The sequence below is a fragment of the Delftia sp. WSY_12 genome (assembly GCF_043104645.1).
GTDB lineage: Bacteria > Pseudomonadota > Gammaproteobacteria > Burkholderiales > Burkholderiaceae_C > Comamonas > Comamonas tsuruhatensis.
Map to the genome: position 1 here is coordinate 61,224 of NZ_JBICKW010000009.1, position 22,102 is coordinate 83,325.

The following is a 22,102-nucleotide window of genomic DNA, read 5'->3' on the forward strand; positions in this document are numbered from 1 at the left end:
CAATGCCTCCCGGACCCCGTGCAAATACCGATTCATTGGCGGTGTTTTTTTCAAGAAACCTCAACAATATCAATAGCTTGCACCAACACAGATGGGCAATGAAAATACCATCTTGTACACATGAAAAATGTCGCCACAGATGGACGCGCCGCACCGGAGATTTACACCGCATTCCGGCACCTTCCATTTACACGAACTCCATTACATTTTCCACCCTGAAAATCAGTGGATGACCACCAGGCGCATGCATTGAACCCATCGCAAATCCGTCCCATGTCACGGTATTGCCTGCCGTCACTACCCGCCTGTCCGCGCCCGGACAGGCAACACCCGGCATTGCCACGGTTGCACTGCAGGCCCTGAGTGGGGCAACCATCGCCGCACGGGCCAGCGCAGCCGGCACCAGTTTCTTACCGTGGACGCCCGAAATCACTGCTACAATCGAGGGCTTCGGAGAGGTGGATGAGCGGTTTAAGTCGCACGCCTGGAAAGCGTGTGTGGGCTAATCCCCACCGCGGGTTCGAATCCCGCCCTCTCCGCCATACACCCAGCAAAACGGGCCCCTACACGGGGCCCGTTTTCGTTTCCGGGCCTGCATTCGGCCCGGGCCCTGCCCTGCGCAGCCTCGCGCCGCATCCACCCGGCAGGCCGTCAGCGCATCAGGGAAAGTCACAGGCTGCACCTGCCCCTCAAGCCTTGCGCAGACCCCTGCCTGGGCATGCAATACGCAGGTGTCCGACAGGCACAGCCTTGTTTCAGTGATGTACTAGCTGCAACAAAGCACCCAGGCGCGCAGCTTTGTGCAACCGCAGCGCGGCGCGAACAAGCATCCAGGCCCAGCCGCAAGAGGCTTGCAGGGTGAGTGATCCGACGGAGGTTCCAAATGGAAAGCAATGTCACAAAATCCCTTCAAGTCCTCTTAATTTCCGTCAATTTCACTCAATTGACGATAGTTTTCAATCAGAGACGCCAAGCCGATCGAAAAAGCCAAAAACCCGACGTATATTCCACACCGCCTTGCAGCCTGCCCGGCCCGCCCTCGGGCTGAGACGGCCCCCGCTCTCCGGGCGCGGAGCACCAGAACAACGCAGGAGCGAAGAGCACAAGAAGACGCAAAGGGGTTGGCATGAAAATTCTTTCGTTTTTCGGGACCCGTCCCGAGGCCATCAAGATGGCGCCGCTGGTGACGGCCCTGTCGCAGACGCGCGGCATCGAAAGCGTGGTGTGCGTGACGGGCCAGCATCGCCAGATGCTGGACCAGGTGATGGAGCTGTTCGGCCTGCAGGCCCGACACGACCTGGCCGTCATGCAACCCAGCCAGACACTCAACGGCCTGTTCTCCCGCGTGGTGGCGGGCGCCGACGGCGTGCTGGAGCAGGAAAAGCCCGACTACGTGCTCGTGCACGGCGACACCAGCACGGCCACGGCCTGTGCGCTGGCAGCATTTCACCGGCGCATTCCCGTGGGCCATGTGGAAGCCGGCCTGCGCACGGGGGATCTGGCCCAGCCCTTTCCCGAGGAAATGAACCGCCGCGTGGTCGATGTGGTCAGCCAGTGGATGTTCGCGCCCACGCCCACGTCGCGTGCCAACCTGCTGCGCGAGAACCTGCAGGGCCGCATCGCCGTGACCGGCAATACCGTCATCGATGCGCTGGCCACGCTGTGCGACCGGCTCGATGCCCAGCCCGAGCTGGCCCGCGACATTGCCGGGCGCCATCCCTGGGTGGACGCGCAGCGCCCGCTGCTGCTGGTCACGGGCCACCGGCGCGAGAACTTCGGCGAAGGCTTCCAGAACATCTGCGCCGCGCTGGCCGAGCTGGCGCGGCGCCATCCGGACCTGCTCATCGTCTACCCGGTGCACTTCAATCCTGCCGTGCGCGAGGTGGTCATGCGTACGCTGGGCGGCATGGACAACATCCGCCTCATCGATCCGCTGGACTATGTGGACTTCGTCTGGTTCATGCAGCGGGCCCGCATCATCCTGACCGATTCCGGCGGCGTGCAGGAGGAAGCACCCTACCTGGGCAAGCCCGTGCTGGTGATGCGCGATGTGACCGAGCGGCCCGAGGCCGTATCGGCCGGCACCGTGCTGCTGGTGGGCACGCAGCGCGCGCGCATCGTGGCCGAGGTGAACCGCCTGCTGACCGATGAAGGTCACCGCGCCTCGTTCGCGCGCCGCATCAATCCCTATGGCGACGGACGGGCCTCGCAGCGCATCGTACGGGCCTTGCTGGGACAGCCCTTCGAGGAGTTTGCCGCCGGACCGGCAGGCATCCTCGCCACCATGGGCAAGGGCCTGGCGCCGGCCTGAAGGCCGCCAGTCCCAACGCAACGGCAGCCGCCCTGCAGCAACTGAACGTGTCACGAATCGCGTCACGAACCGAGCACCGAAGTGAAAAAGAGGCCCCCCATGCAACCGACCATCCACCGCCATTCGTTTTCCCGCACCGGGGCCCGCTGGGCGCTGGGTTCGCTGCTGGGCCTGGGCGCCCTGTTCGCCCAGACGGCATCCGCCTCGGCGCTGGGTGACGCCATACGGCAGCTGGGCGCCAGCGACGGGCTGCAGCGCAGCGTCACGCTCAAGGAGCTGGGCATTGTCGACCCGGTCGTGCTGGCCGGCACGGCCACCCAGGACTTCTACCTGCCCGTGCCGCGCGGCCTGCCTCTGGTCGATGCCAGCATCGCCTTCGATGGCCGCTACCTGAAGGGAGAGCCGGGGACCTCGACCGTGGTGATCTCGCTCAACGGTACGCCGGCCGTATCCCAGACCGTGCCGGACGGCGAAGGCACGCTGCAGCGCAACCTGCCCGTGGCCCAGCCTGCGCGCGCCAGCGACTTCGTGCGCCTGGGCGTGAACTGGCGCAACCGCAACAACAGCCAGCAGCGCTGCGACGAAAACCACTCCCTCGCCAACTCGCTGACCATCTCACCGCAGACACGCCTGAGCTACCGCGTGGACCCGCGCGATGTGCGCACCATCGAGGATGTCTGGAACACCCTGCCCGTGCGCACCACCGTGCTGGTGTCGGGCAGGCAGCTGGAGCAGGCCTCGTTCGACAGCGCCTGGCGCATCGGCGCCAGCCTGCAGCGCAACAACAGGCGCATGCAGGTACGGGCCCTTCCTGCCGTGGGCGAGGTGATCGACCTGCGCGGCCTGGAGGTTCCCGCCGCCCTGGCCGGCGTGCCCGCCTTTGCCGCGCTGCGGGGCGCCGAGCCTCAGCACAAGCTGGCCAGTGACGCCGAACTGGGCGCGCTGCTCATGCTCGGGGCCGCCCAGGTCAGCGGCGACATCGTGGTGGCCGACAAGGCACTGCAGCAGCGTTTGACCGCCGCCTTCGCAGCCCTGCAGACCCAGCTGGCGACCGACCCCGATGCGGGCCAGGCGCTGCAGCAATGGCGTGCCCGCCGCGCGCCGCTGGCCAGCGAGGCGCTGGCCTCGCAGCAACTGCGTGCCTTGCCCATGGGCCGCCAGATGGTGCTGGCCGTGGCCTCCGATGCGGGTGCGCGCGTGGCCGGCCTGCAGGAGGCCGCCCTGCAGCGCCTGCTGGTCAGCGACAACGTGACGGTGGCTGCGGCCCAGCCCCCGCAATGGGACGAGGCCAAGGGCATACGCCTGTCCAGCCTGGGCGGCAGCCCCGACAGCTTCGACGTGCTGTCGCGCGGCGAGTGGACGATGAACTTCCCGCTGAGCGCCGTCGCCTCGCAGGGCCGGATGCCGGGCGAGATCACGCTGTACGTGGCCGCAGCCCCCGGCGCCTCGGCCACGCGCCCCGTGGCCACGCTGTTCTGGAACGGCATGCTGCTGTCGGCCCGCCAGCTGGACGCCAACGGCCAGCCCGAGCGCCTGCGCGCCCGCGTGCCCGGCTACGCGCTGGGCATCAACAACACCTTGCGCGTGTCGGTGCAGCGCCAGCCCTACTCGGCCGACTGCAACGAGATTCCCCAGCCCTATCCCGCCAGCGTGCTGCCGGCCATCAGCTATGTGACGCCCGGCAAGGCCGAGCCCAACGGCAGCTTCATCGGCCTGCTGCCCCTGCTGGGCGCCAGGTCGCAGCTGCTGGTGCCTGCCAGCTACCTGTCGGCCGCGCCGGCCGCGCTGGAGCGCATGGCCAACCTGGCAGCCGCCAGCGGCCTGTCGGCCTCGCAGGCCGAGCTGGTCGTGGCCCAGGCCGATGCGCCCGCCAAGCCTTCCATGCCCTTCGTGGCCATGGAGGTGCCGGTGGACGGCGCCAAGCCCCTGGTGACGGTCACGGACGGTCAGCAGCTGCGCATTCGCGGCAAGTCGCTGGACTGGCTGGACATCAAGGGGCTGAAACAGCTGTCCTCGGCCGAAGTGGTCACTGCCGGCGGCCAGCAGGGCGTGCTGTGGCGTGCCATCGGCGAGTGGACTGGCGGCCTGGGCGAGCCCTTCCTGCTCAATCGCGGCAACATCGCCGTGATCGGCGGTGACGGCCCGCTGGCCTGGGTGGACAGCAGCAACCCCGATGCCGGCATTCCGCCCGGTCCGCGCGAAGGCGCCTTCCACGAATGGCGCAACTTCCTGTCCTGGAGCGTGCCCGGCATCGCCATTGCGCTGGTCGTGGTGGTGCTGCTGGTGCTGCTGGCCTGGGCGGTGGCGCGCAGCAAGCAGCCCAGGCACTGAGCCGGGCCCGAGCCACGATGACGACGGCATGAGGCGATCACCATGATCTCTTCCCTCTACTGGCCCTACCTGGTGGCCGACTACTACCACGCGCTGGAGATCACCAGCGCCGTGGTGGCCGTCATCATCCTGCTGTCCAGCATCGATGACCTGTTCATCGATGCCTGGTACTGGGTGCGCGAGGCCTGGCGCGCGCTGACCGTCAAGCGCCGCTACCAGCCGCTCAAGGCACAGCAGTTGCAGGAGGTCGAGGAAAAGCCGCTGGCCATCATGGTGCCGGCCTGGCTGGAGTACGACGTGATCGCGCCCATGCTCGAGAGCATGGTGGGCACGCTGGACTACAAGAACTACATGATCTTCGTGGGCACCTACCGCAACGACGAGCGCACCAAGAATGAGGTCGAGCGCATGCGCCGGCGCTACCGCCAGCTGGTCCGCGTGGAGGTGCCGCATGACGGCCCCACCTGCAAGGCCGACTGCCTCAACTGGATCGTGCAGGCCATCTTCCAGCAGAACACGCTGCAGCCCGAGCCCTTTGCCGGCCTGATCCTGCACGACAGCGAAGACGTGCTGCACCCGCTGGAACTCAAGTACTACAACTACCTGCTGCCGCGCATGGACTTCATCCAGTTGCCCGTGACCTCGCTGGAGCGCGAGTGGTACGAACTGGTGGCCGGCACCTACATGGACGAATTCGCCGAATGGCACACCAAGGACCTGGTGGTGCGCGAGAGCATGTCGCACATGGTGCCCTCGGCCGGCGTGGGCACCTGCTTTTCGCGCAAGGCGATGGAGGAACTGGCCGCCGAGACCCACAACCAGCCTTTCAACACCGACACGCTGACCGAGGACTACGACATCGGCGCGCGGCTGGCGCGCCGGGGCATGAAGCAGATCTTCGGCAAATTCCCCGTGGACTACGTGATACGGCGCAAGCCGCTATTCGGCCTGGGCAAGGAAAAGGTGTCCACCCTCACCATGCCGCTGGGCATACGCGAGTTCTTTCCCAACACCTTCAAGACCGCCTACCGGCAAAAGGCGCGCTGGACGCTGGGCATCGGCCTGCAGGGCTGGAGCCAGGTCGGCTGGGCCGGGCCGCTGTCCACCAAGTACCTGCTGTTCCGCGACCGCAAAGGGCTGGTGACCTCCTTCGTGGCCATCCTGGCCTATCTGCTGCTGCTGAACTTCCTGGTCTTCCTGCTGGCCGACCACATGGGCTGGTGGACGGTCTACTACCCCTCCCTGTTCGCCCCCAATGGCTGGCTGGTGACGCTGATGAGCGTCAACGTCGTCGCCCTGCTGCTGCGCGTGGTGCAGCGCGCCTGGTTCGTCTCGCGCCTGTACGGCTGGGAGCACGCCTTGCTGTCCGTCCCGCGCATGGTGATCGGCAATTTCATCAATGCCATGGCAGCGGCGCGCGCCTGGAAGCTGTTCATCGTCCACCTGGTCACGGGCAAGCGCCTGGCCTGGGACAAGACCATGCACGACTTCCCCTCCACAGACCAGTTGGTGCACCAGCGCCAGCGCCTGGGCGAGCTGCTGCTGTCCTGGCAGGCCATCGACGAAACCCGGCTGGCCAGCGCGCTGGAGATCCAGCGGCGCGAACGCCGCCCGCTGGGCGCCATCCTCATGGAGCAAGGCTGGCTCGACGAGGCCACGCTGCGCGAGGCCATCAGCTTCCAGCAGGGGGAGCCCACCGATCCCCCGGCACATCCCGGCTTGGCCGCAACAGGCAATCCAAGCACACCAAGGGCCGGCATATGAAGCGTCTCGCACCCCTCGTTCGCCCACTCACCCTGGCCGCCCTGCTGGGCGCCGGCTGGAACGCGCCGCCGGCCTGGCCGCAGGCCGCAGCAGCCGTCAAGGCCGAGGCGCCGCTCAGGGGCCGCGCATGGCAGTTGGCCAACCAGGCCTATGCCCACTACCAGGCCGGCCGCTTTGCGCGGGCCGCCAGCGCCGCCGCATCGGCCATACAGCTGCGCCCCGACCTGCTGCGCCTGCGCATGCTGCTGATCTACTCGCTGCAAAGGCAGGGCAAGAACGAGGAAGCGCTCAAGGCCATCGCCTCGGCCCGCGCCGCCGGGATGGACGAGGCCACGCTGCAGCAGGCCGAGACGAATGTGCGCGCGGCTGCGGCAGGCGGGGCCGCCGCAGGTGGCGGCGCGGCCACGGCCTCCGAGGCCTACAACAAGGCCTTTCCCATCGCCACCGAGGCCTACGCCGACTACAACGCCAGGAACTACGCAGACAGCGCGCGCAAGGCCGAGCAGGCCTTTCGCCTGGACCCCACGCAAGGCCAATGGGCATTGCTGTGGATTGGTGCGCTGGAGGCGCAGGAGCAGCTGGGCGCCGCCATCGAGGCCGCAGATGCCGCCCTGGCCCTGGACCCTCCCAACAAAAGCGACCTGGTGGCCAAGCGCCAGACCCTGCGCCGCAGCCAGGCCGTGCTGCCGGCGCAAAAGGCCTACCAGGCGCTGATCGCCAACAACCCGGCGCAGGCCGTGCCCTTTGCGCGCGAAGCAGTGGCGCTGGCGCCGGGAACGGCATCGCACCGCTTGCTGCTGATCACCTCGCTCATGCTGGCCGAGCAGCTGCCCGACGCGGAAAAGGCTGCCGACGAGGCACTGGCGCAGGACAACGAGGACACGGCCGCCCTGGGCATGCGCGGCTACATACGCCAGCGCCAGGGCAAGACCACGCTGGCCAACGAGGACTTCGACGACGTGCTCAAGCAGGACTGGCTGGACGAAAAGCAATCGGCCAACCTGCGCCTGATCGCGGCCGACGCAGCCCTGGCTGCGGGCGACGCGGCACGCGCCCGCGCGCTGCTGGCGCCCATGCCGGCGCAGGATGAATCCGTGGCCCGCCGCCTCAAGCAAGCCGATGGACTGCGCCCGGGCCGCGACACGCCCATGGTGGCCGATACGCGCGGTGCCTCGCAGACCCTGGCCATGGCCGACTACCCGCCGCCGCTGCAGGACTGCCGCGACACGCCCTACGGAACGGTCTGCGAGCTGCAGCCCTCCGATGCCCAGGGCGCAGGCGGCCCCAGCGCCCAGGCCTATGCGGCCTACGCGCGCCAGGACTACAAGGCCGCCATCGAACATGCGCAAACGGCCGTGGAGCAGGACCCCGACAACGAGCAGCTGCAAAAGCTGCTGACCACCACGCTGGCCGCAGGCAACCGCGACCAGCAGGGCCAGGCCCTGCTGCGGCTGGACAAGTCCCTGTCCCTCACCCCCAACGACGCCCAGCTGCTGATGCAGCGCGGCTACCTGTACTCGCGCCAGGAAGAGCCGGCCAAGGCGCTGCAGGATTTTCGTGCCGCCCGCGCCACGGGCGAGGCGCCTGCGGGCGCCATCCTGGACGAGGGCTATGCCCTGGCCGGCACCGGCGACAGCCGGGGCGCCGTGCGCACCTTCAAGCAAGCCATCGACCTGGACGATGCCGGCACCGCCAAGCTGACGCCGGGCCAGCGCGAGAACGCGCGCAGCGCCGTCTCCGGCTACTCGCGCGAATGGGGCGCCATCGTCTCCCTGGGCTACCGGGGCGCGCGGCCGGCGGGGCGTGCATTCTCGGACGGCATCCTCACCCAGGCGGGCGACGCCGTCTTCGGCACGGCCGAGGCCTACTGGCGCCCGTCCAACTTCCTCAACTCATCGACGCGCATCTTCGATGTCTACGGACGGCTGGGCAGCACCTTGCATGACGGGGGCGGCACCACGCTGGGCCAAAGCGCCATCGACCCCTGCACGGGCCTGCCCATCAATGTGCAGGCAGGCGACAACCGCGGCATCTCGGGCCTGCCCACCACCACGGGCTCGCTGGGCATGCGCTTCACGCCGTCCACCAAGTACGCGCTGACCTTTGGCATAGAGCGCCAGTTCAACATCGGCTCCGCCACGCGCTCGGGCTTCATCACGCCTGAATCGCCCCAGCTGCGCTGCCTGATGAGCGGGCGCGATCCGCTCAACCCCACGGGCCCGGCACTGGGCAATCCCATCTCGGCCAAGTACAGCGCGGGCGCGGGCCAGGGCGGCTGGCTGGCCTATGTCACCCACGGCTTCTACGAAGGCACGGGCCGGCGCACGGACCGCTCCAGCTGGTTCACCATGGAAGGCTACAGCCAGGCCGGCTATGCCAACCAGAGCATGGCCTCGCGCTTCACGCTGACAGACCAGACCAATGGTGCCCTGGTGGGCGACGGCTCGGGCCGCTACAAGCGCGAGCAATGGTTCTTCTCCACCGAGGCCCGCATCGGGCGCAGCTTCCGCGCCGACGGCATCAACCAGGGGCTGGTGATCTTTCCGTTCGGCGTGGTCGCGGCCGATTGGATCAAGCAGAGGAACCGCGTCGAGGTGCGCTCCCTGCAGGCCGCCCCGGGCGCCACGCCCACCGCAGCCCAGTTGGCCGCCCAGCAGGGGCAGACGCTGGCCCTGCAAGGCAATGGCAGCAGCTGGTCCGCCAGCGCCGGCGTGGGCGTCAGCCTGCGCCAATGGTTCCGCGAAAGCCACTACAGCACGGCCCAGTCCTATGTGGACTGGTCCATGCAGTACCGCTTCAACATCGGTGGCGGCCAGGCCGACCGGGCCAAGGGCCTTTTCATGACGCTGACGCTGTCCTATTGAAAGCCCTGCCCCGCCGCCATCACCACACAGACAAGAGAAAAGGAGAAAGCTCCCATGGATTCGACCAAGCAAGCACCCCGCCTCGCCCTGCACGGACTGCGCTCGGGCATGGCGCGCGCCGCACGCGGGCTGGCCGGCTGCGCCCTGGTGCTGGGCGCGCTGGCAGCGCAGGGAACGGCACAGGCACAGGACAGCTCCTCCATCGTTCTCAGGGGCAAGGACGGCTGGCTGTTTCCGGGCTGGGGCAGCCTGACCCAGGTGGACCGCGCCGGCATCACGGAATCCACGCGGCTGATCACCGAGGCGCGCAACCTGCTGGCCGCGCGCGGCGTGAAGCTGCAGGTGCTGCTGCTGCCCGACAAGGTGCGCTTCTACGCTGACAAAATGCCCGATGGCAAGGCCATGAGCGCCGATGTCCAGGGCCGCTACAAGCAGGTGCTGCAGGCGCTGCAGGGCGCAGGCATTCCCAGCTTCGACGACGAGGCCGTGCTGCGCACCGTGCGCGACAGCGGCAAGGACGTGTTCTACCGCACCGACCAGCACTGGACCCAGGCGGCGGCCGACGCCACGGCCGAAGCCACGGCCCGCATGGTCCAGGGCGAGGTGCCCCAGCTGGCGGGCCGCGCCGGCAGCGGCCTGGCCCTGGGCGACACCGTCACCGAGCGCCGCTATGGCGACCTGGCCGAGCTCTTTCTCACCGCCGAAGAGCGCAAGCAGGTGGGCCGCGAGGTCTATACCGTGCGCCGCCAGGCCCCCGCCAAGGGCCTGCTCGACGACGAGCCCGCGCCCGTCCATGTGACGGGCCACAGCATGGTCCAGCCCTACTTCGGCTTTCCGCAAAAGCTCTCCAGCCTGCTGGACCGCCCCGTCTCGCTGAACTGGAAGCCCGGCAACGTGGGCCAGTGGACCATGCTGCTGGAATATCTGGAGTCACCTGCCTTCAAGGCCCACAAGCCCCAGGTGCTGGTGTGGCAGATGTTCGAGCCCACCTACAGCTACGGCCCCAACGCGGCCGGCCAGTGGGACAACGCCTCCCTCATGCCCAGCGCCACCTGGCTGGAGCGGCTGCGCGCCGCACTCAAGGGCTGACCCGTGGACCACGCCGCGCAAGACCTGCAAACCGACAAGGGCCACCGGCGCAATGCCTGGATCTGGGGCGCCCTGCTGCTGTCGGGCCTGGCCTGGGGTGGCTGGTCGCTGGCCCGCCACGGCCCCAAGGCCGGCGAGCTGCAGCTGTCGGCCTGGCTCGATGGCCGCGCGGGCACGGCGCTGAACAAGGGCCTGCGCCTGCCCGCCCAGTCTTCGCTGGAGACGGGCCAGGCCGCGCTGCGCTATCGCCTGCTGGGCGATACGGGCGCGCAGGTGGCCCTGGGCTGCCCGCAGTGGATGTTCTACCGCGACGGCCTGCGGCCCCAGCCCGGGGTGGGCGCCGCACCCTTCGAGGCGCGCCAGCGCCTGCTGCGCCACTGGACGCGGCAGTTGCAGGACAAGGGCATTGCCACCCTGGTGGTGGCCGTGCCCGACAAGTCGCGCATCGAGGCCGCCCATCTGTGCGGCCTGCCCGTGGCCCCCGTGATGCTGCAGCGCCTGGACCTGTGGCAGCAGCGCCTGCAGGCCGACGGCATTGCCTTTGCCGACCTGCGCCCCGCCCTGCAGGCCCAGGAGCAGACGCAGCCCGTGTTCTTTCGCACCGACGTGCACATGAACGCCGAGGGCGCACGCGCCGCCGCCCTGGCCGTGGCCCGGGCCGCGCTGCCGCTGCTGGGCGGGCAGCGCGGCAGCCAGGCCTTCGAGGAGTCTGCACCCGGGCCGCTGCAGCCCTTGCCCGGCGACCTGCTGGCCCTGGCCGGCCTGGCCGACGCACCGGCAGGCTGGCGCCCGCAGCGCGACGAAATACGCCCCCAGGCCATCACCCCCGTGCGCGGCGGCGGCCTGCTGGACGAGACGCCGCCCGTGCAGGTGCTGCTGGCCGGCAGCTCCAACGGCCTGCGCAGCAATTTCGCGCCACAGCTGGGCCGCGCGCTGGGCCATGAAGTCTGGAATCTCAGCATGGATGGCGGCCAGTTCAGCGGCGCCATGGTGTCCGCCCTCAAGCGCCGCGCCTCCTGGCCGGCCAGCCTGCGGCTGGTGATCTGGGAGTTCTCGGAAAACACCTTGTCCCTGCCCCTGACGGATGATGAAAAAGCGGCGCTCAAGGAGCTGGACGCCGCCTCCCCGCCTGCGTGAAACCGCCCGCTACATGCTGTTCAACTCCTATCTTTTCCTGCTGCTGTTCCTGCCCATCGCGCTGGCGGGCCACTACCTGGCCGGCGCCATCAGCCTGCGGCTGGCCGCGTTCTGGCTGTGCCTGACATCCTTCGTCTTCTATGGCTGGTGGAACCCGCAGTTCGTCGCCCTGCTGGCCCTGTCCATTGCCTTCAACTACGTGGTGAGCCGGCTGATCCTGCGCTTTGCCGGCCATGCGCGGCTGCAGGGGCTGGTGACTGCGCTGGGCGTGGGCGCGGACCTGGCGGCACTGTTCCACTACAAGTACTTCGCCACGCTGTTCAACTTCCTGGGCGAATGGGGGCTGACGCAGGGCGGCATGCACGAGCTGATCCTGCCCCTGGGCATCTCGTTCTTCACCTTCACCCAGATCGGCTACCTGCTGGACTGCCGCTCGGGCATCGTCAAGGAACGCAGCCTGCTCAGCTACGTGCTGTTCGTCACCTTCTTCCCGCACCTGATTGCCGGGCCCATCCTGCACCACAAGGAAATGATGCCGCAGTTCGCGCAGCCGGATAACTACCGGTTCCGCGCGGACAACCTGTCCATCGGGGGCACGCTGTTCGTGATCGGCCTGGCCAAGAAGGTGCTGCTGGCCGACGAGATCGCACCCTATGCGGACGCCGGCTTCGCCGCGCCCGGCGAGCTGCAGTTCTGGGCCGCCTGGGGCGCCAGCCTCAGCTACGCGCTGCAGCTGTACTTCGACTTCTCGGGCTATTCGGACATGGCCCTGGGCCTGGCGCGCATGTTCGGCATCCGTTTCCCGCTGAACTTCAACTCGCCCTACAAGGCCGGCAGCATCATCGACTTCTGGGCGCGCTGGCACATGACGCTGACGCGCTACCTCACGGCCTACCTGTACTACCCCGTGGCCATGGCCATCTCGCGCGCACGCGAAAAGCGCGGCCTGTCCGTGGGCTCCAGCGCCGCGCGCACGCCGGGCGGCTTTGCGGCCACCATCGTCGTGCCCACGCTGTTCACCATGGGGCTGGCGGGCATCTGGCACGGCGCCGGCCTGCAGTACGTGATCTTCGGCCTGCTGCATGCCTTCTACCTGTCGGTCAACCATGCCTGGCGCATCTTCGTGGTCAGCCGCAAGCCGGCCGCCGCCCGCAAATCGGGCCGGGGCGTGCAGGCGCTGTGCGTTGTCATCACCTTCATCGCCGTGCTCATCGCCCAGACCTTCTTCCGCGCCCACGGCGTGGGCGACGCCATGCTGCTGCTCAAGGGCATGGCCGGCCTGCGCGGCGTGGAGGCGCTGGAGTCGCTGTCCCACGTCCAGGGACTGGCACTGGGCGATGCCATCCGCCTGGCCATAGGCCACCATATGCAGCTGGCCCTGGTGCTGCTGCTGCTGGCCATTGCCTGGTTCACGCCCAATGCCCACCAGATCCTGGGCCGCTTCTCGCCCGCCATGTTCAAGGTGCAGGAAGCGCCCCGGGCCTGGATGCGCTGGCGCCCCAGCGCGGGCTGGACGGCCGTGACCCTGGTCCTGCTCTTCCTGTGCCTGGTCAACCTGCACAAGGAAACCCGCTTCCTGTATTTCCAGTTCTGAAACGCCTGTTGGAGAAAAAAGCATGTCCCACAATGACATCGAAACCAAGATTGCCCAGATCATCGGAGCCATCATCCTGACCTCGGTCGAGCCCGATACGCTGCTGCTCGAATCGGGCCTGGTGGACTCGCTGTCCGCCGTGGACGTGGCCCTGGCCATCGAGAAGGAATTCGGCGTCAAGATACCGCCATCGGAGATCGACCTGCACCTGGAGTCCGTGCAAACGCTGGCGCAGTACGTGGCCGAGCAGCGCAAGGCGTGATGAGACGCCGGCACTGTCGGCCCGGCCTGCGCAGCCATCCCCATCCATCCACCGCCGCAAGGAGCCCGCATGCGATTCAGTTTTGACCGCTTCGACTTCATCGAGCCCGACGCCGGCACGCAGCGGCCGGCCGTCATCGATGCCGCCGGCACGCTGGACTGGCAGCAACTGACCCAGGCCGTGGCGCAATGGGAGCAGCAGGCGCTGGCGCGCGGCGCTCGCCGCGACGAGCCGCTGCTGATCACGGGGCACAAGGAGACAGCCTTTCTCGTGGCCATCCTCGGCTGCCTGCGCCTGGGCGTGCCCTTTGTCCCCGTGGACGTGATCAACCCGGCCGAGCGCATGGCGCGCATCGCCACGCTGGTGCAGGCCGGCCTGCGCTACGACGCGCAGGCCCGCAGCTTTGTGGACACCGGCATCGCCGCGCAGCCGCTGCAGGAAAAATCGCTGGCCTACATCATGTTCACCTCGGGCAGCACGGGCGATCCCAAGGGCGTGCAGATCGGGCGCGAGAGCATGGGCCTGTTCGCCGGCTGGATACGCGACTGCCTGGCCCTGGGCGAGGCGCCGGTGTTCATGGACCAGATGCTGTTCAGCTTCGACTTTTCGCTGTTCAACTGGATGGGCGCCCTGGTCACGGGCGGTGCCTGCGTGCTGTGCGCGCGCGAGACCATTGCCGACCGCCAGGCCTTTGCCGCCTACCTGGCGCGCACCCATGTGAACGTCTGGGCGTCCACGCCCTCCTTCGTGCGCCAGCAGCTGCTGGATGCCGACTTCGACCAGCAGCACCTGCCCGACCTGCGCGTCTTCGTCTTCGGCGCCGAATCGCTCACGCCCACCGTGGCCGAGGCGCTGTGGAGCCGCTTTCCCCAGGCGCGCATCATCAACTCCTACGGCCCCACCGAGGCCACCTGCTCCACCACCTGGGTGGAGATCGACCCCGCGCTGCGCCAGCGCGCGCCGCTGCCCTTTCCCATCGGCCGGGCCAAGCCCTATGCCGACGTCTTCCTGGACAAAGGCGAGATCTGCGTGGCCGGCGACCATGTGATGCGCGGCTACCTCAACCGCCCCGACCTGCACGCCACCCGCATGTTCATGCGCAACGGCAAGCGCGGCTACCGCACGGGCGACCTGGGCGAGATCGACGGCGAGGGCCTGGTCACCTTCCACGGCCGGCGCGACGACCAGATCAAGATGCACGGCTACCGCATCGAGCTGGCCGAGGTCGATGCCGTGCTGGCCACCCTGCCTGGCGTGCGCGCAGGCGCGGCGGTGGCACTCAAGCGGCCCGACGGCTTCATCGTGCGCATGATCGGCTTCGTGGACCTGGACCGCAGCGGCCCGCCCGGCATGCACCCCCTGCCCGAAGACCTGGCCGGATGGCGCGAACTGCTGGCCCAGCGCGTGCCGCCCTACATGATTCCATCGGAACTGCTGGCCTGCCATGGCTTTCCGCTGACCCAGACCGACAAGGCCGACCGCAAGCAACTGGAGCGCATGTACCTCGACTCGCGCATGCGCCCCGCCCAATGAAACAAGGATCTGCAGGCATGACTTCCGTTTTTTCCGCTGTGAGGCGCCAAGCACTGTTCACCCTGGCCGGGCTGGCGGCCCTGTCCTGCCTGCCTGCAGCGCATGCCGAAGGCACGCTGGCCCAGCTGTACGCCGCGCGCCCCCCCGCAGGCTCGTCCTTCGTGCGCGTGGTCCACCCCGACGCGGGCAGCCTGCGCGTGAAGATCGCCGACGGCCCCGAGCAGACGCTGTCCGGCAGCAAGCCGGCCAGCAGCTACGCCATCGTCAAGGGCGACACGCCCTTTGCCATCCAGCTGGACGGCAAGAGCGCCGGCAGCATGAAGGTGGCACCGGGCAGCTTCACCACCCTGGTGCCGCAGCGCCAGGGCAAGAACGCGGCCACGCGCTTCACGGCCATCGACGACTCCGGCGGCAGCCAGGACGCGCTCAAGGCCGAGCTGCGTTTCTACAACCTCACCACGGACTGCCCCCAGGGCAGCCTGCAGGTCGCACCCGCGGGCACGCCCCTGTTCACGGGCGTGGCGCCGGCTGCATCGGCCAGCCGCTCCATCAACCCGGTCAGCGCCCAGCTCAGTGCCAGCTGCGCCAAGGCCGTCAGCGCGCCGCTGGCACTGCCCCAGCTGCAGCCGGGCGACCACTACAGCCTGTTCATGACGGGTACGGCCGCCTCCCCCGTGCTGCGCGGCCAGGCCAGCGCCACCGACACCTATCGCCCCTGACCCAGCCCAAGGAGACCGACACAGACATGCGCACCCGCTCCGTATTGCGTGAAGACCACCTGCTGTTCAAGGAACAGGTGGACAGATTCGTGGCCACCGAGATCCTGCCCCACATCAATGACTGGGAGGCAGAGGGCATCACGCCGCGCGCCCTGTGGCGCAAGGCTGGCGACAGCGGCCTGCTCAATTGCGACCTGCCCCCGCCCTACGGCCAGGGCGGGGACTTCGGCCACGCGGCCGTGGTCATCGAGGCGCTGGCGCGTGCCAACTGCCTGGGCATCGGCTTTTCCATCCACTCCGACATGGTGGCGCCCTATCTCTGGAACTTCGGCACGCAGGTGCAGAAGGACCGCTGGCTGCCGCGCATGGCCACGGGCGAGCTGATCGGCGCCATCGCGCTGACCGAGCCCGGCGCGGGCAGCGACCTCAAGGCCGTGCGCACGCGCGCCCGCCGCAAGAGCGAGAGTGAAGGCGGCGGCTACGTGCTCAACGGCCAGAAGACCTTCATCACCAACGGCGTCAACGCCGGCCTGATGGTGGTGCTGGCCAGCACCGAGCCCGACCTGGGCGCGCGCGGCCTGTCGCTGTTCGTGGTGGAAGAAGGCATGAAGGGCCTGGGCAAGGGCCCGGCGCTGCGCAAGATAGGCCAGCACAGCCAGGACACCTGCGAGCTGTTCTTCGACGAGCTGCACCTGCCGGCCGACCACCTGCTGGGGCGCGAGAACGCAGCCTTCGAGCATGTGACCCAGGAGCTGGCGCAGGAGCGGCTGGCGATCGCGCTGCGTGCGGCGGCCTCCACCGAAGGCATGCTGGACGAGGCTGCCGAGTTCGTGCGCAACCGCAAGGTCTTCGGGCGCCGCGTGCTCGACTACCAGAACACCCGCTTCAAGTTCGCCGACGCCCTGGCCAGGACCACCATGCTGCGCGTCTTCCTGGACGACTGCCTGGCCCAGCACCTGGAAGGCTCGCTGGACTCCGTCACCGCCGCCATGGCCAAGCTCAACGCCACCGAGCTGCAGGGCCAGGTGCTGGACGAGCTGCTGCAGCTGCACGGCGGCTACGGCTACATGGCGGAATACGGCATCGGCCGTGCCTGGGCCGATGCAAGGGCACTGCGCATCTTCGGCGGAAGCAGCGAGATCCTGCGAGAGATCATCGCCAAGCGCTTCTGACCCGGCCGCCTGCCGCTCAGCGCGCGGCGGATTTCCACCCGCGCAGCAGTTGCCGGGCTTCGGGCGTGTCGTTCAGCACCCAGGGATCGATGGCGAAGGCAACGACGCGCTGGGCGCCGTAGTCGCGGGCCACGTCCCATTGGCGACGCACGCGCTCGAAGCTGGCCGTGCGCGCCTGGAAGTCCGAGCCATCGGGCCGCGCGGGCGGCAGTTGCTCGAACAGCTCCACGATGAGATCGAACGGCGCCCTGCGCTCGAGCAGCATCTGCTGCAGCGGCGCCAGCGCCTCGTAGTTGCCCAGGCCCGCCACGCCCACGCCGTCCTGCACCATGGGGCGCAGGGACACGCGGTCCAGCAGGATGCTCCACAGCGTGGGCAGGCTGCCCAGGGTCTGCAGCTGGCTGAAATAGGTGGAGATGCCGGGCACCTGGCCGGATGTGGCCGCTGCCGCCTGGGCCAGCGGTTGCAGCGCGCTCACCAGCAGCTCGATGCGCTCGGGCGCGGCCCAGTGGTACTGCTCCAGCTCGTAGGGGATGTACCAGCCGCGAAAGGCCGCATGGCGCGGCCAGGTGCTGGCGTACATGTGGCTGGCGCCCAGCTCGGCGATATGCGCCAGGTAGGGCGCAGGGCCTACGGCGTTGTCAAGGCTGATCTGCTTCCACCAGCGCTCGTCATAGGGCAGGCCCAGGTGCACGCCCATGCCCAGTTCGGTGCAGATGTCCAGCAGGTCGGCGATCTGCGCGTCGGCCAGCATCCAGCTGTCCGCCTCGGTATCGCCCAGCAGGCCGCTCCATTGCACGAACAGCTCGCGGCAGCCCAGCGCCTGGGTGGCGGCCAGGCGCTGGCGCCATTGGTCGCGCGGCATCTCCAGATGGCTGCGCCACGGCTGCAGGAAACTGCCCGACACGGGCGCCGAGGCCGCGCAACCGACCAGCGAGGCACAGGCGGCGGCCACGCCGGCGCCGAGGAATTCGCGTCTGGACAAATGCATGTTGGGGACGGCCGCAAGGCTGCGTGAAGGCAAGCGCCAAGAATACAGCCAAGCGGCACCGCCCCGCCCCAAGGGGGCCGGCCCAGCGGGGGTTGACCCGGCCGGGCTGAGGGTTGATGCGCGGCAAAGGCGGCTTCAGAACGAGTGCACGACGCCCGCGTAAAGCCCCTGCTGGCCGGAGCCGGGCAGCGGCTTGCCGCTGTTGGCCTCCACCGAGAACGAGGCTGTGCCCCCGTTGGAGAGGGTGCCGACCGTGCCATACAGCATGGTGCGCCGGGAAAGATGGTAATTGGCCCCCAGGCTCAGCAGGCTGGCGCCGCCGCCACTTCGGTTGGCGCGGTAGGCGCCGCCCACCAGCACCAGCGACGGCGTGGCCTGGTAGTTGGCGCCCATCCAGTAGGTCTGCTGCCTGCGGGCGCCTGCCGGGTTGTCGGCGTCGGCCACCGTCAGGAGGCCTGACCGGATCTGGCTGTAGCCCGTGAACAGCTTCAGGCTGCCCACGCGGTAGGTTGCGCCCACCGTGTAAAGGCGCGATGCCGTGTAGAGCGAGGCGAACGCGCCGTTGCCGTCGCGGATTTCTTCGTAGAAGGCCTTGAGCACCAGCGGCCCCTGCTCATAGCCCACGCTGGCGGCGGCCTGGCGCCAGGCCCGGGAACGGCCCGCCTCCCCGTTCAGCCCCAGCTGGGTGCGAAACGAGAGCCCGCCCCAGGCCGGCGACTGGTAGCTGATGGCATTGGGGCGCGACCCCCAGGTCCGGTTGCCCTGCAGCGTGCCCGCGCCCATGGCCTGCAGGCCCATGGGGTCCAGCGCCCAGACCTCGCCGTCCGGAATGCCCATGGCCCGGCCCAGCAGCAGCGTGCCGTACGTCTGGCTTCGCAGGCCGACCACCGCATAGCGGCTGAAGAAGCTGTCGCCCACCGTGCCGTCGTCGGCCGAGAACTGGCTTTCGAGATGGAAGACGGCGCTCAGGCCGCCACCCAGGTCCTCGGCCCCGCGCAGCCCCCACCAGGTCGCGCCCCATTGCCCGGCGTGCCGGAGTTGATCGGAAGACCGGCCCGGCCCCACGGCAATGCGGTTCATATAGTCGACACCGCTGACGATGCGCCCATACAGCGTGACGCTGCCTTGCGCCGTGGCCAGACTGGCTGCGCCGGCCAGCGCCGCAGCGCACAGGCAAGGTACGGTGGCCCGGGCCGCAGGGCCCCGCAGGGCGTGGTGGATTGCAGATGTCATGACGTTGTCCTCCCTTGGTTTTCATGCCTCGATGCCGGATGGCCTCAGGCGCCCAGCCGCTCCACGAGCGCGCGCAGCGTCTCGTAGCCCTTTTTCGCGTATGCGTAGCCGGGCGCGATGGCGGGGTCCTGCTCGGCCTCGACCACCAGCCAGCCCTGGTAGCCGGCATCCCTGAGCGTGCGCAGCACCGCCTCGAAGTCGAGCGCGCCGTCACCCGGCACCGTGAAGATGCCGTTGACCACGCCCTGCAGAAAGCTCCAGTCGCCCTGGCGCGCCTGGGCAATCACCTGGGGACGCACATCCTTGCAATGCACATGCGCCACGCGCGCCACATGTTTTTTCAGCAGCGCCGCCGGATCGGCCGCGCCGCCGTAGTAGGCATGGCCGGTATCGAACAGCAGAAAGACCTTGCGCGGATCGGTCAGCGCCATCAGGCGGTCCACATCCTGCGGGGATTCCACCTGGGCGCCCATGTGGTGGTGATAGGCCAGCCGGATGCCGTAACACTCCAGCAGGTGCGCGCCAAAGGCATCCAGCCGCCACGCATAGCGCTGCCAGGCCGCATCGTCGGCAAAGCGCGGGCGCCGGGACACAGGCGTGCCCATCTGCCCCTGGACCGTGCCCGCGCATTCGCCATAGACCACCACGTCGACGCCGTTGTGGCGCAGCCTGTCCATGTGGGGCTTGCAGCGCTCGGCCTCGGCGGCAAGGGCCTGGTCGTCGCTGCCCGCATCGGCCTGCGCCAGAAAGCCCGAGTACCAGCCGGAGACGCAGGCCAGCCCGTACGCGTCGAGCCTGGCCTTGAGCGCGGGGCCGGTTTTCGGAAACTTGTTGCCCAGCTCGAAACCCGCGTAGCCGATCTCGGCACCCTCCTTCAGTGCCGTGTCCAGCGGCGTATCGCTCCCCAGCGAAGGGAGGTCGTCGTTCATCCAGGACAGGGGATTGATACCGATGCGAACCTTCCAGTTCATGCGAGTCCTCCTTGGGGCAGATAGGCGCCTAGACAGTTAGGCAGATGGGCAGATGGGCAGAAATCGGGCAGGGCGACGGTGGCGCGGCGTCAGCGCCGCTGGCCTGCCTTGTGGTGCAGGTACTCGCGCCGCGCGCCCTGGACCTCGGGGCGGCCCGAGACCTCGGGCACGGCAACCTCCCACCAGGCGCCGCCGTCGGCCGTGGTGCGGTGGTGGGTGGTGTCTATCACCAGCACCTGGCTGCGGCGGGACGCCCGCGCACGCAGCATTTCGCGGCGCAGTTCCTGCACACCGCCCACGTGGACGGCCTCGGCCCCCATCGCAGCGGCATGGCGGGCGAAATCGATGGACGAGCGCTCGCCCCCCTCGGGCACGCAGTCATCGAGCATGTTGTTGAAGCTGGCGCCGCCGCAGCGCACCTGCAGCCGCTCTATGCAGCCGTAGCCGCGGTTGTCCAGCACCACGACGATGATCTTGCGGCCCAGCAGCACCGAGGTGGCCAGCTCGGCGTTGAGCATCATGTAGGAGCCATCGCCCACGACCACGATGACCTCGCGCTCGGGCCTTGCCAGCTTCACGCCCAGGCCGCCCGCGATCTCGTAGCCCATGCAGGAATAGGCATAGTCCACGTGGTAGTTGCCCGGCAGGCCACTGCGCCACAGCTTGTGCAGCTCGGCCGGCAGCGTGCCGGCCGCGCAGACCACGACGTCATTGCGGGCGCTGTCCAGCCCTGCGTCGGCGGCAGACTCGCGCAAGGCCCCGATCACCTCGGCGTCACAGGGCAGCTCGCCCTGGGGCGCGTGCAATGTCAGCTCCGCCACGCGCTGTGCCCAGGCTGAGGCCCGGGCGCGCAGCTCTTCGGTCCACCGTGGGTCGGCCCGCCAGCCGGCCAATCCTGCACCCAGCTGGGCCAGGCCAATACGGGCATCGGCCACCAGTTGGCGGCCACGCTTCCTGGCGGCATCGAAGGGCTGCACGTTCAGGCCCAGCACCGTGGCCTGGCTGTACAGCGCCTGCGAGCCGCTGGTGAAATCCTGCTGCCGCGTGCCGATGGCCAGCAGCACATCGCAGTGCCGGGCCGCGTGGTTGGCAGCCGGCGAGCCGGTCACGCCGATGGCGCCCAGGTTGAGGGCATGGTCCCAGGCCAGGCTGCCCTTGCCGGCCTGCGACTCGGCCACCGGCACGCCATGCGTTTCGGCAAACACGCGCAAGGCCTCCCAGGCCTGGCTGTACAGCACGCCGCCGCCCGCCACGATCAGCGGCCTTTTGGCGGAGGCCAACAAGGCCACGGCCTCGGCCAGCCCGGCAGCGTCGGCCGGCTGGCGGCGCAGGCGGATCAGCGGCGGGTGGAAGAAATCCATGGGCCAGTCGAAGGCCTGGGTCTGCACGTCCTGCGGCAGCGCAAGGCAGGCGGGGCCGCACTGCGCCGGGTCGGTCATGACCTGGATGGCGCGCGGCAAGGCCGCCAGCAATTGCCCGGGCTGCATGATGCGGTCGAAGTAGCGCGTGACCGGACGCAGGCAGTCGTTGGCGCTCAGATCACCCTGCTCGAAGCTCTCCACCTGCTGCAGGACGGGATCGGGCAGGCGCGAGGCAAAGATGTCCCCGGGCAGCAGCAGCAGCGGCAGGCGCGCCACATGCGCCAGCGCGGCGGAGGTCACCAGGTTGGTGGCGCCGGGGCCGATGCTGGAGGTCACGGCCATCATGCGCTGGCGGAAATGGGTCTTGGCAAAGGCCACGGCCGCATGGGCCATGCCCTGTTCGCTGTGGGCGCGAAAGGTGGGCAGCCTGTGCCTTTCGGCATGCAGGGCCTCGCCCAGCCCGGCCACGTTGCCATGCCCAAAGATGGCGAACACGCCGCCGCAATAGGGCTGGATGGAGGTGCTGCCGTCCGGCTGCACGACCTCGGCCCGCAAGGCCGCCAGGTAGCGGACCAGCGCCTGGCTGACGGTCAATCTCACAGTGCTTGTCATGGCTTGCCTTGTCTCCGATGTCCGCCGTTCAGAACATGGTCAAAAGATTAAAACTATTGGAAATTATTTTCCTTAGGTGTAATCACTTAGAAATTAATTTCCAAAATTTCGCGGCGCGGAACTACAGTTCTCCTCACGGTCCGGTGCAATCCGGTGTG

The 22,102-nt window shown here is 68.6% G+C and carries 15 protein-coding genes and 1 tRNA gene; 12 read left to right on the forward strand and 4 right to left on the reverse strand.

The features are described 5' to 3' along the window. Window positions 1–452: 452 nt before the first annotated feature. The 12 genes from ACF8LI_RS04500 (at window position 453) to ACF8LI_RS04555 (ending at window position 16,776) form a co-directional block, all read left to right on the forward strand. Window positions 453–542 (forward strand) — tRNA-Ser (locus ACF8LI_RS04500). 584 nt (window positions 543–1,126) lie between these two features. Next, entirely contained in the window at window positions 1,127–2,311 is a 1,185-nt protein-coding gene (gene wecB / locus ACF8LI_RS04505; RefSeq protein WP_392412176.1) for a non-hydrolyzing UDP-N-acetylglucosamine 2-epimerase, read from the forward strand. Window positions 2,312–2,410: 99 nt separating this feature from the next. After that, window positions 2,411–4,642, forward strand: coding sequence for a hypothetical protein (locus ACF8LI_RS04510; protein ID WP_392412178.1), 2,232 nt, complete (start codon window positions 2,411–2,413; stop codon window positions 4,640–4,642). Between the two features lie 42 nt (window positions 4,643–4,684). Continuing rightward, window positions 4,685–6,406 carry a glycosyl transferase family protein gene (locus tag ACF8LI_RS04515; RefSeq protein WP_074924255.1) on the forward strand — a complete coding sequence of 574 codons (1,722 nt, stop codon included), beginning with the start codon at window positions 4,685–4,687 and terminating at the stop codon, window positions 6,404–6,406. Then, window positions 6,403–9,270 (forward strand): tetratricopeptide repeat protein, encoded by a 2,868-nt coding sequence (locus ACF8LI_RS04520; RefSeq protein WP_392412180.1) that lies wholly within the window; start codon window positions 6,403–6,405, stop codon window positions 9,268–9,270. Before ACF8LI_RS04515 ends, ACF8LI_RS04520 begins: the two co-directional genes overlap by 4 nt. Before the next feature lie 54 nt (window positions 9,271–9,324). Beyond that, window positions 9,325–10,359: a twin-arginine translocation pathway signal gene (locus ACF8LI_RS04525; RefSeq protein ID WP_392412182.1), complete on the forward strand. Its 1,035-nt coding sequence runs from the start codon at window positions 9,325–9,327 to the stop codon at window positions 10,357–10,359. A gap of 3 nt (window positions 10,360–10,362) precedes the next feature. Then, on the forward strand, window positions 10,363–11,496 hold the full coding sequence (locus ACF8LI_RS04530; RefSeq protein WP_392412185.1) for a cell division protein FtsQ: 1,134 nt from the start codon (window positions 10,363–10,365) through the stop codon (window positions 11,494–11,496). A 13-nt stretch (window positions 11,497–11,509) separates the two neighbouring features. Then, window positions 11,510–13,090 (forward strand): MBOAT family protein, encoded by a 1,581-nt coding sequence (locus tag ACF8LI_RS04535; RefSeq protein ID WP_016452417.1) that lies wholly within the window; start codon window positions 11,510–11,512, stop codon window positions 13,088–13,090. A 22-nt stretch (window positions 13,091–13,112) separates the two neighbouring features. After that, window positions 13,113–13,352 carry an acyl carrier protein gene (locus ACF8LI_RS04540; protein WP_016449889.1) on the forward strand — a complete coding sequence of 80 codons (240 nt, stop codon included), beginning with the start codon at window positions 13,113–13,115 and terminating at the stop codon, window positions 13,350–13,352. Between the two features lie 69 nt (window positions 13,353–13,421). Next, a complete protein-coding gene (locus tag ACF8LI_RS04545; protein WP_392412186.1) occupies window positions 13,422–14,885 on the forward strand; it encodes an AMP-binding protein in 1,464 nt (487 codons plus the stop codon). Between the two features lie 17 nt (window positions 14,886–14,902). Next, window positions 14,903–15,604, forward strand: coding sequence for an alginate O-acetyltransferase AlgF (locus ACF8LI_RS04550; RefSeq protein WP_016449891.1), 702 nt, complete (start codon window positions 14,903–14,905; stop codon window positions 15,602–15,604). A 26-nt stretch (window positions 15,605–15,630) separates the two neighbouring features. Next, window positions 15,631–16,776, forward strand: coding sequence for an acyl-CoA dehydrogenase family protein (locus ACF8LI_RS04555; protein ID WP_047327189.1), 1,146 nt, complete (start codon window positions 15,631–15,633; stop codon window positions 16,774–16,776). A 16-nt stretch (window positions 16,777–16,792) separates the two neighbouring features. Here the strand turns inward: ACF8LI_RS04555 and ACF8LI_RS04560 are convergent, their stop codons facing one another. The 4 genes from ACF8LI_RS04560 to iolD all read right to left on the reverse strand — a co-directional run bounded on the left by ACF8LI_RS04560 (window position 16,793) and on the right by iolD (window position 21,944). Then, on the reverse strand, window positions 16,793–17,767 hold the full coding sequence (locus ACF8LI_RS04560) for a DUF4434 domain-containing protein (RefSeq protein WP_392412189.1): 975 nt from the start codon (window positions 17,765–17,767) through the stop codon (window positions 16,793–16,795). A 135-nt stretch (window positions 17,768–17,902) separates the two neighbouring features. Further along, window positions 17,903–19,000, reverse strand: a complete 1,098-nt coding sequence (locus tag ACF8LI_RS04565) for a porin (RefSeq protein WP_392412190.1) — start codon at window positions 18,998–19,000, stop codon at window positions 17,903–17,905. Window positions 19,001–19,044: 44 nt separating this feature from the next. Next, window positions 19,045–19,971, reverse strand: a complete 927-nt coding sequence (gene iolE, locus ACF8LI_RS04570; protein WP_392412192.1) for a myo-inosose-2 dehydratase — start codon at window positions 19,969–19,971, stop codon at window positions 19,045–19,047. 89 nt (window positions 19,972–20,060) lie between these two features. Next, window positions 20,061–21,944 (reverse strand): 3D-(3,5/4)-trihydroxycyclohexane-1,2-dione acylhydrolase (decyclizing), encoded by a 1,884-nt coding sequence (gene iolD / locus ACF8LI_RS04575; RefSeq protein WP_392412193.1) that lies wholly within the window; start codon window positions 21,942–21,944, stop codon window positions 20,061–20,063. Window positions 21,945–22,102: the final 158 nt, after the last annotated feature.

Coding starts and splice junctions, on each gene's coding strand:
- wecB (WP_392412176.1), top strand. CDS start 1,127: ATGAAAATTCTTTCGTTTTTCGGGACCCGTCCCGAGGCCATCAAGATG.
- ACF8LI_RS04510 (WP_392412178.1), top strand. CDS start 2,411: ATGCAACCGACCATCCACCGCCATTCGTTTTCCCGCACCGGGGCCCGC.
- ACF8LI_RS04515 (WP_074924255.1), top strand. CDS start 4,685: ATGATCTCTTCCCTCTACTGGCCCTACCTGGTGGCCGACTACTACCAC.
- ACF8LI_RS04520 (WP_392412180.1), top strand. CDS start 6,403: ATGAAGCGTCTCGCACCCCTCGTTCGCCCACTCACCCTGGCCGCCCTG.
- ACF8LI_RS04525 (WP_392412182.1), top strand. CDS start 9,325: ATGGATTCGACCAAGCAAGCACCCCGCCTCGCCCTGCACGGACTGCGC.
- ACF8LI_RS04535 (WP_016452417.1), top strand. CDS start 11,510: ATGCTGTTCAACTCCTATCTTTTCCTGCTGCTGTTCCTGCCCATCGCG.
- ACF8LI_RS04540 (WP_016449889.1), top strand. CDS start 13,113: ATGTCCCACAATGACATCGAAACCAAGATTGCCCAGATCATCGGAGCC.
- ACF8LI_RS04545 (WP_392412186.1), top strand. CDS start 13,422: ATGCGATTCAGTTTTGACCGCTTCGACTTCATCGAGCCCGACGCCGGC.
- ACF8LI_RS04550 (WP_016449891.1), top strand. CDS start 14,903: ATGACTTCCGTTTTTTCCGCTGTGAGGCGCCAAGCACTGTTCACCCTG.
- ACF8LI_RS04555 (WP_047327189.1), top strand. CDS start 15,631: ATGCGCACCCGCTCCGTATTGCGTGAAGACCACCTGCTGTTCAAGGAA.
- ACF8LI_RS04560 (WP_392412189.1), bottom strand. CDS start 17,767: ATGCATTTGTCCAGACGCGAATTCCTCGGCGCCGGCGTGGCCGCCGCC.
- ACF8LI_RS04565 (WP_392412190.1), bottom strand. CDS start 19,000: ATGACATCTGCAATCCACCACGCCCTGCGGGGCCCTGCGGCCCGGGCC.
- iolE (WP_392412192.1), bottom strand. CDS start 19,971: ATGAACTGGAAGGTTCGCATCGGTATCAATCCCCTGTCCTGGATGAAC.
- iolD (WP_392412193.1), bottom strand. CDS start 21,944: ATGACAAGCACTGTGAGATTGACCGTCAGCCAGGCGCTGGTCCGCTAC.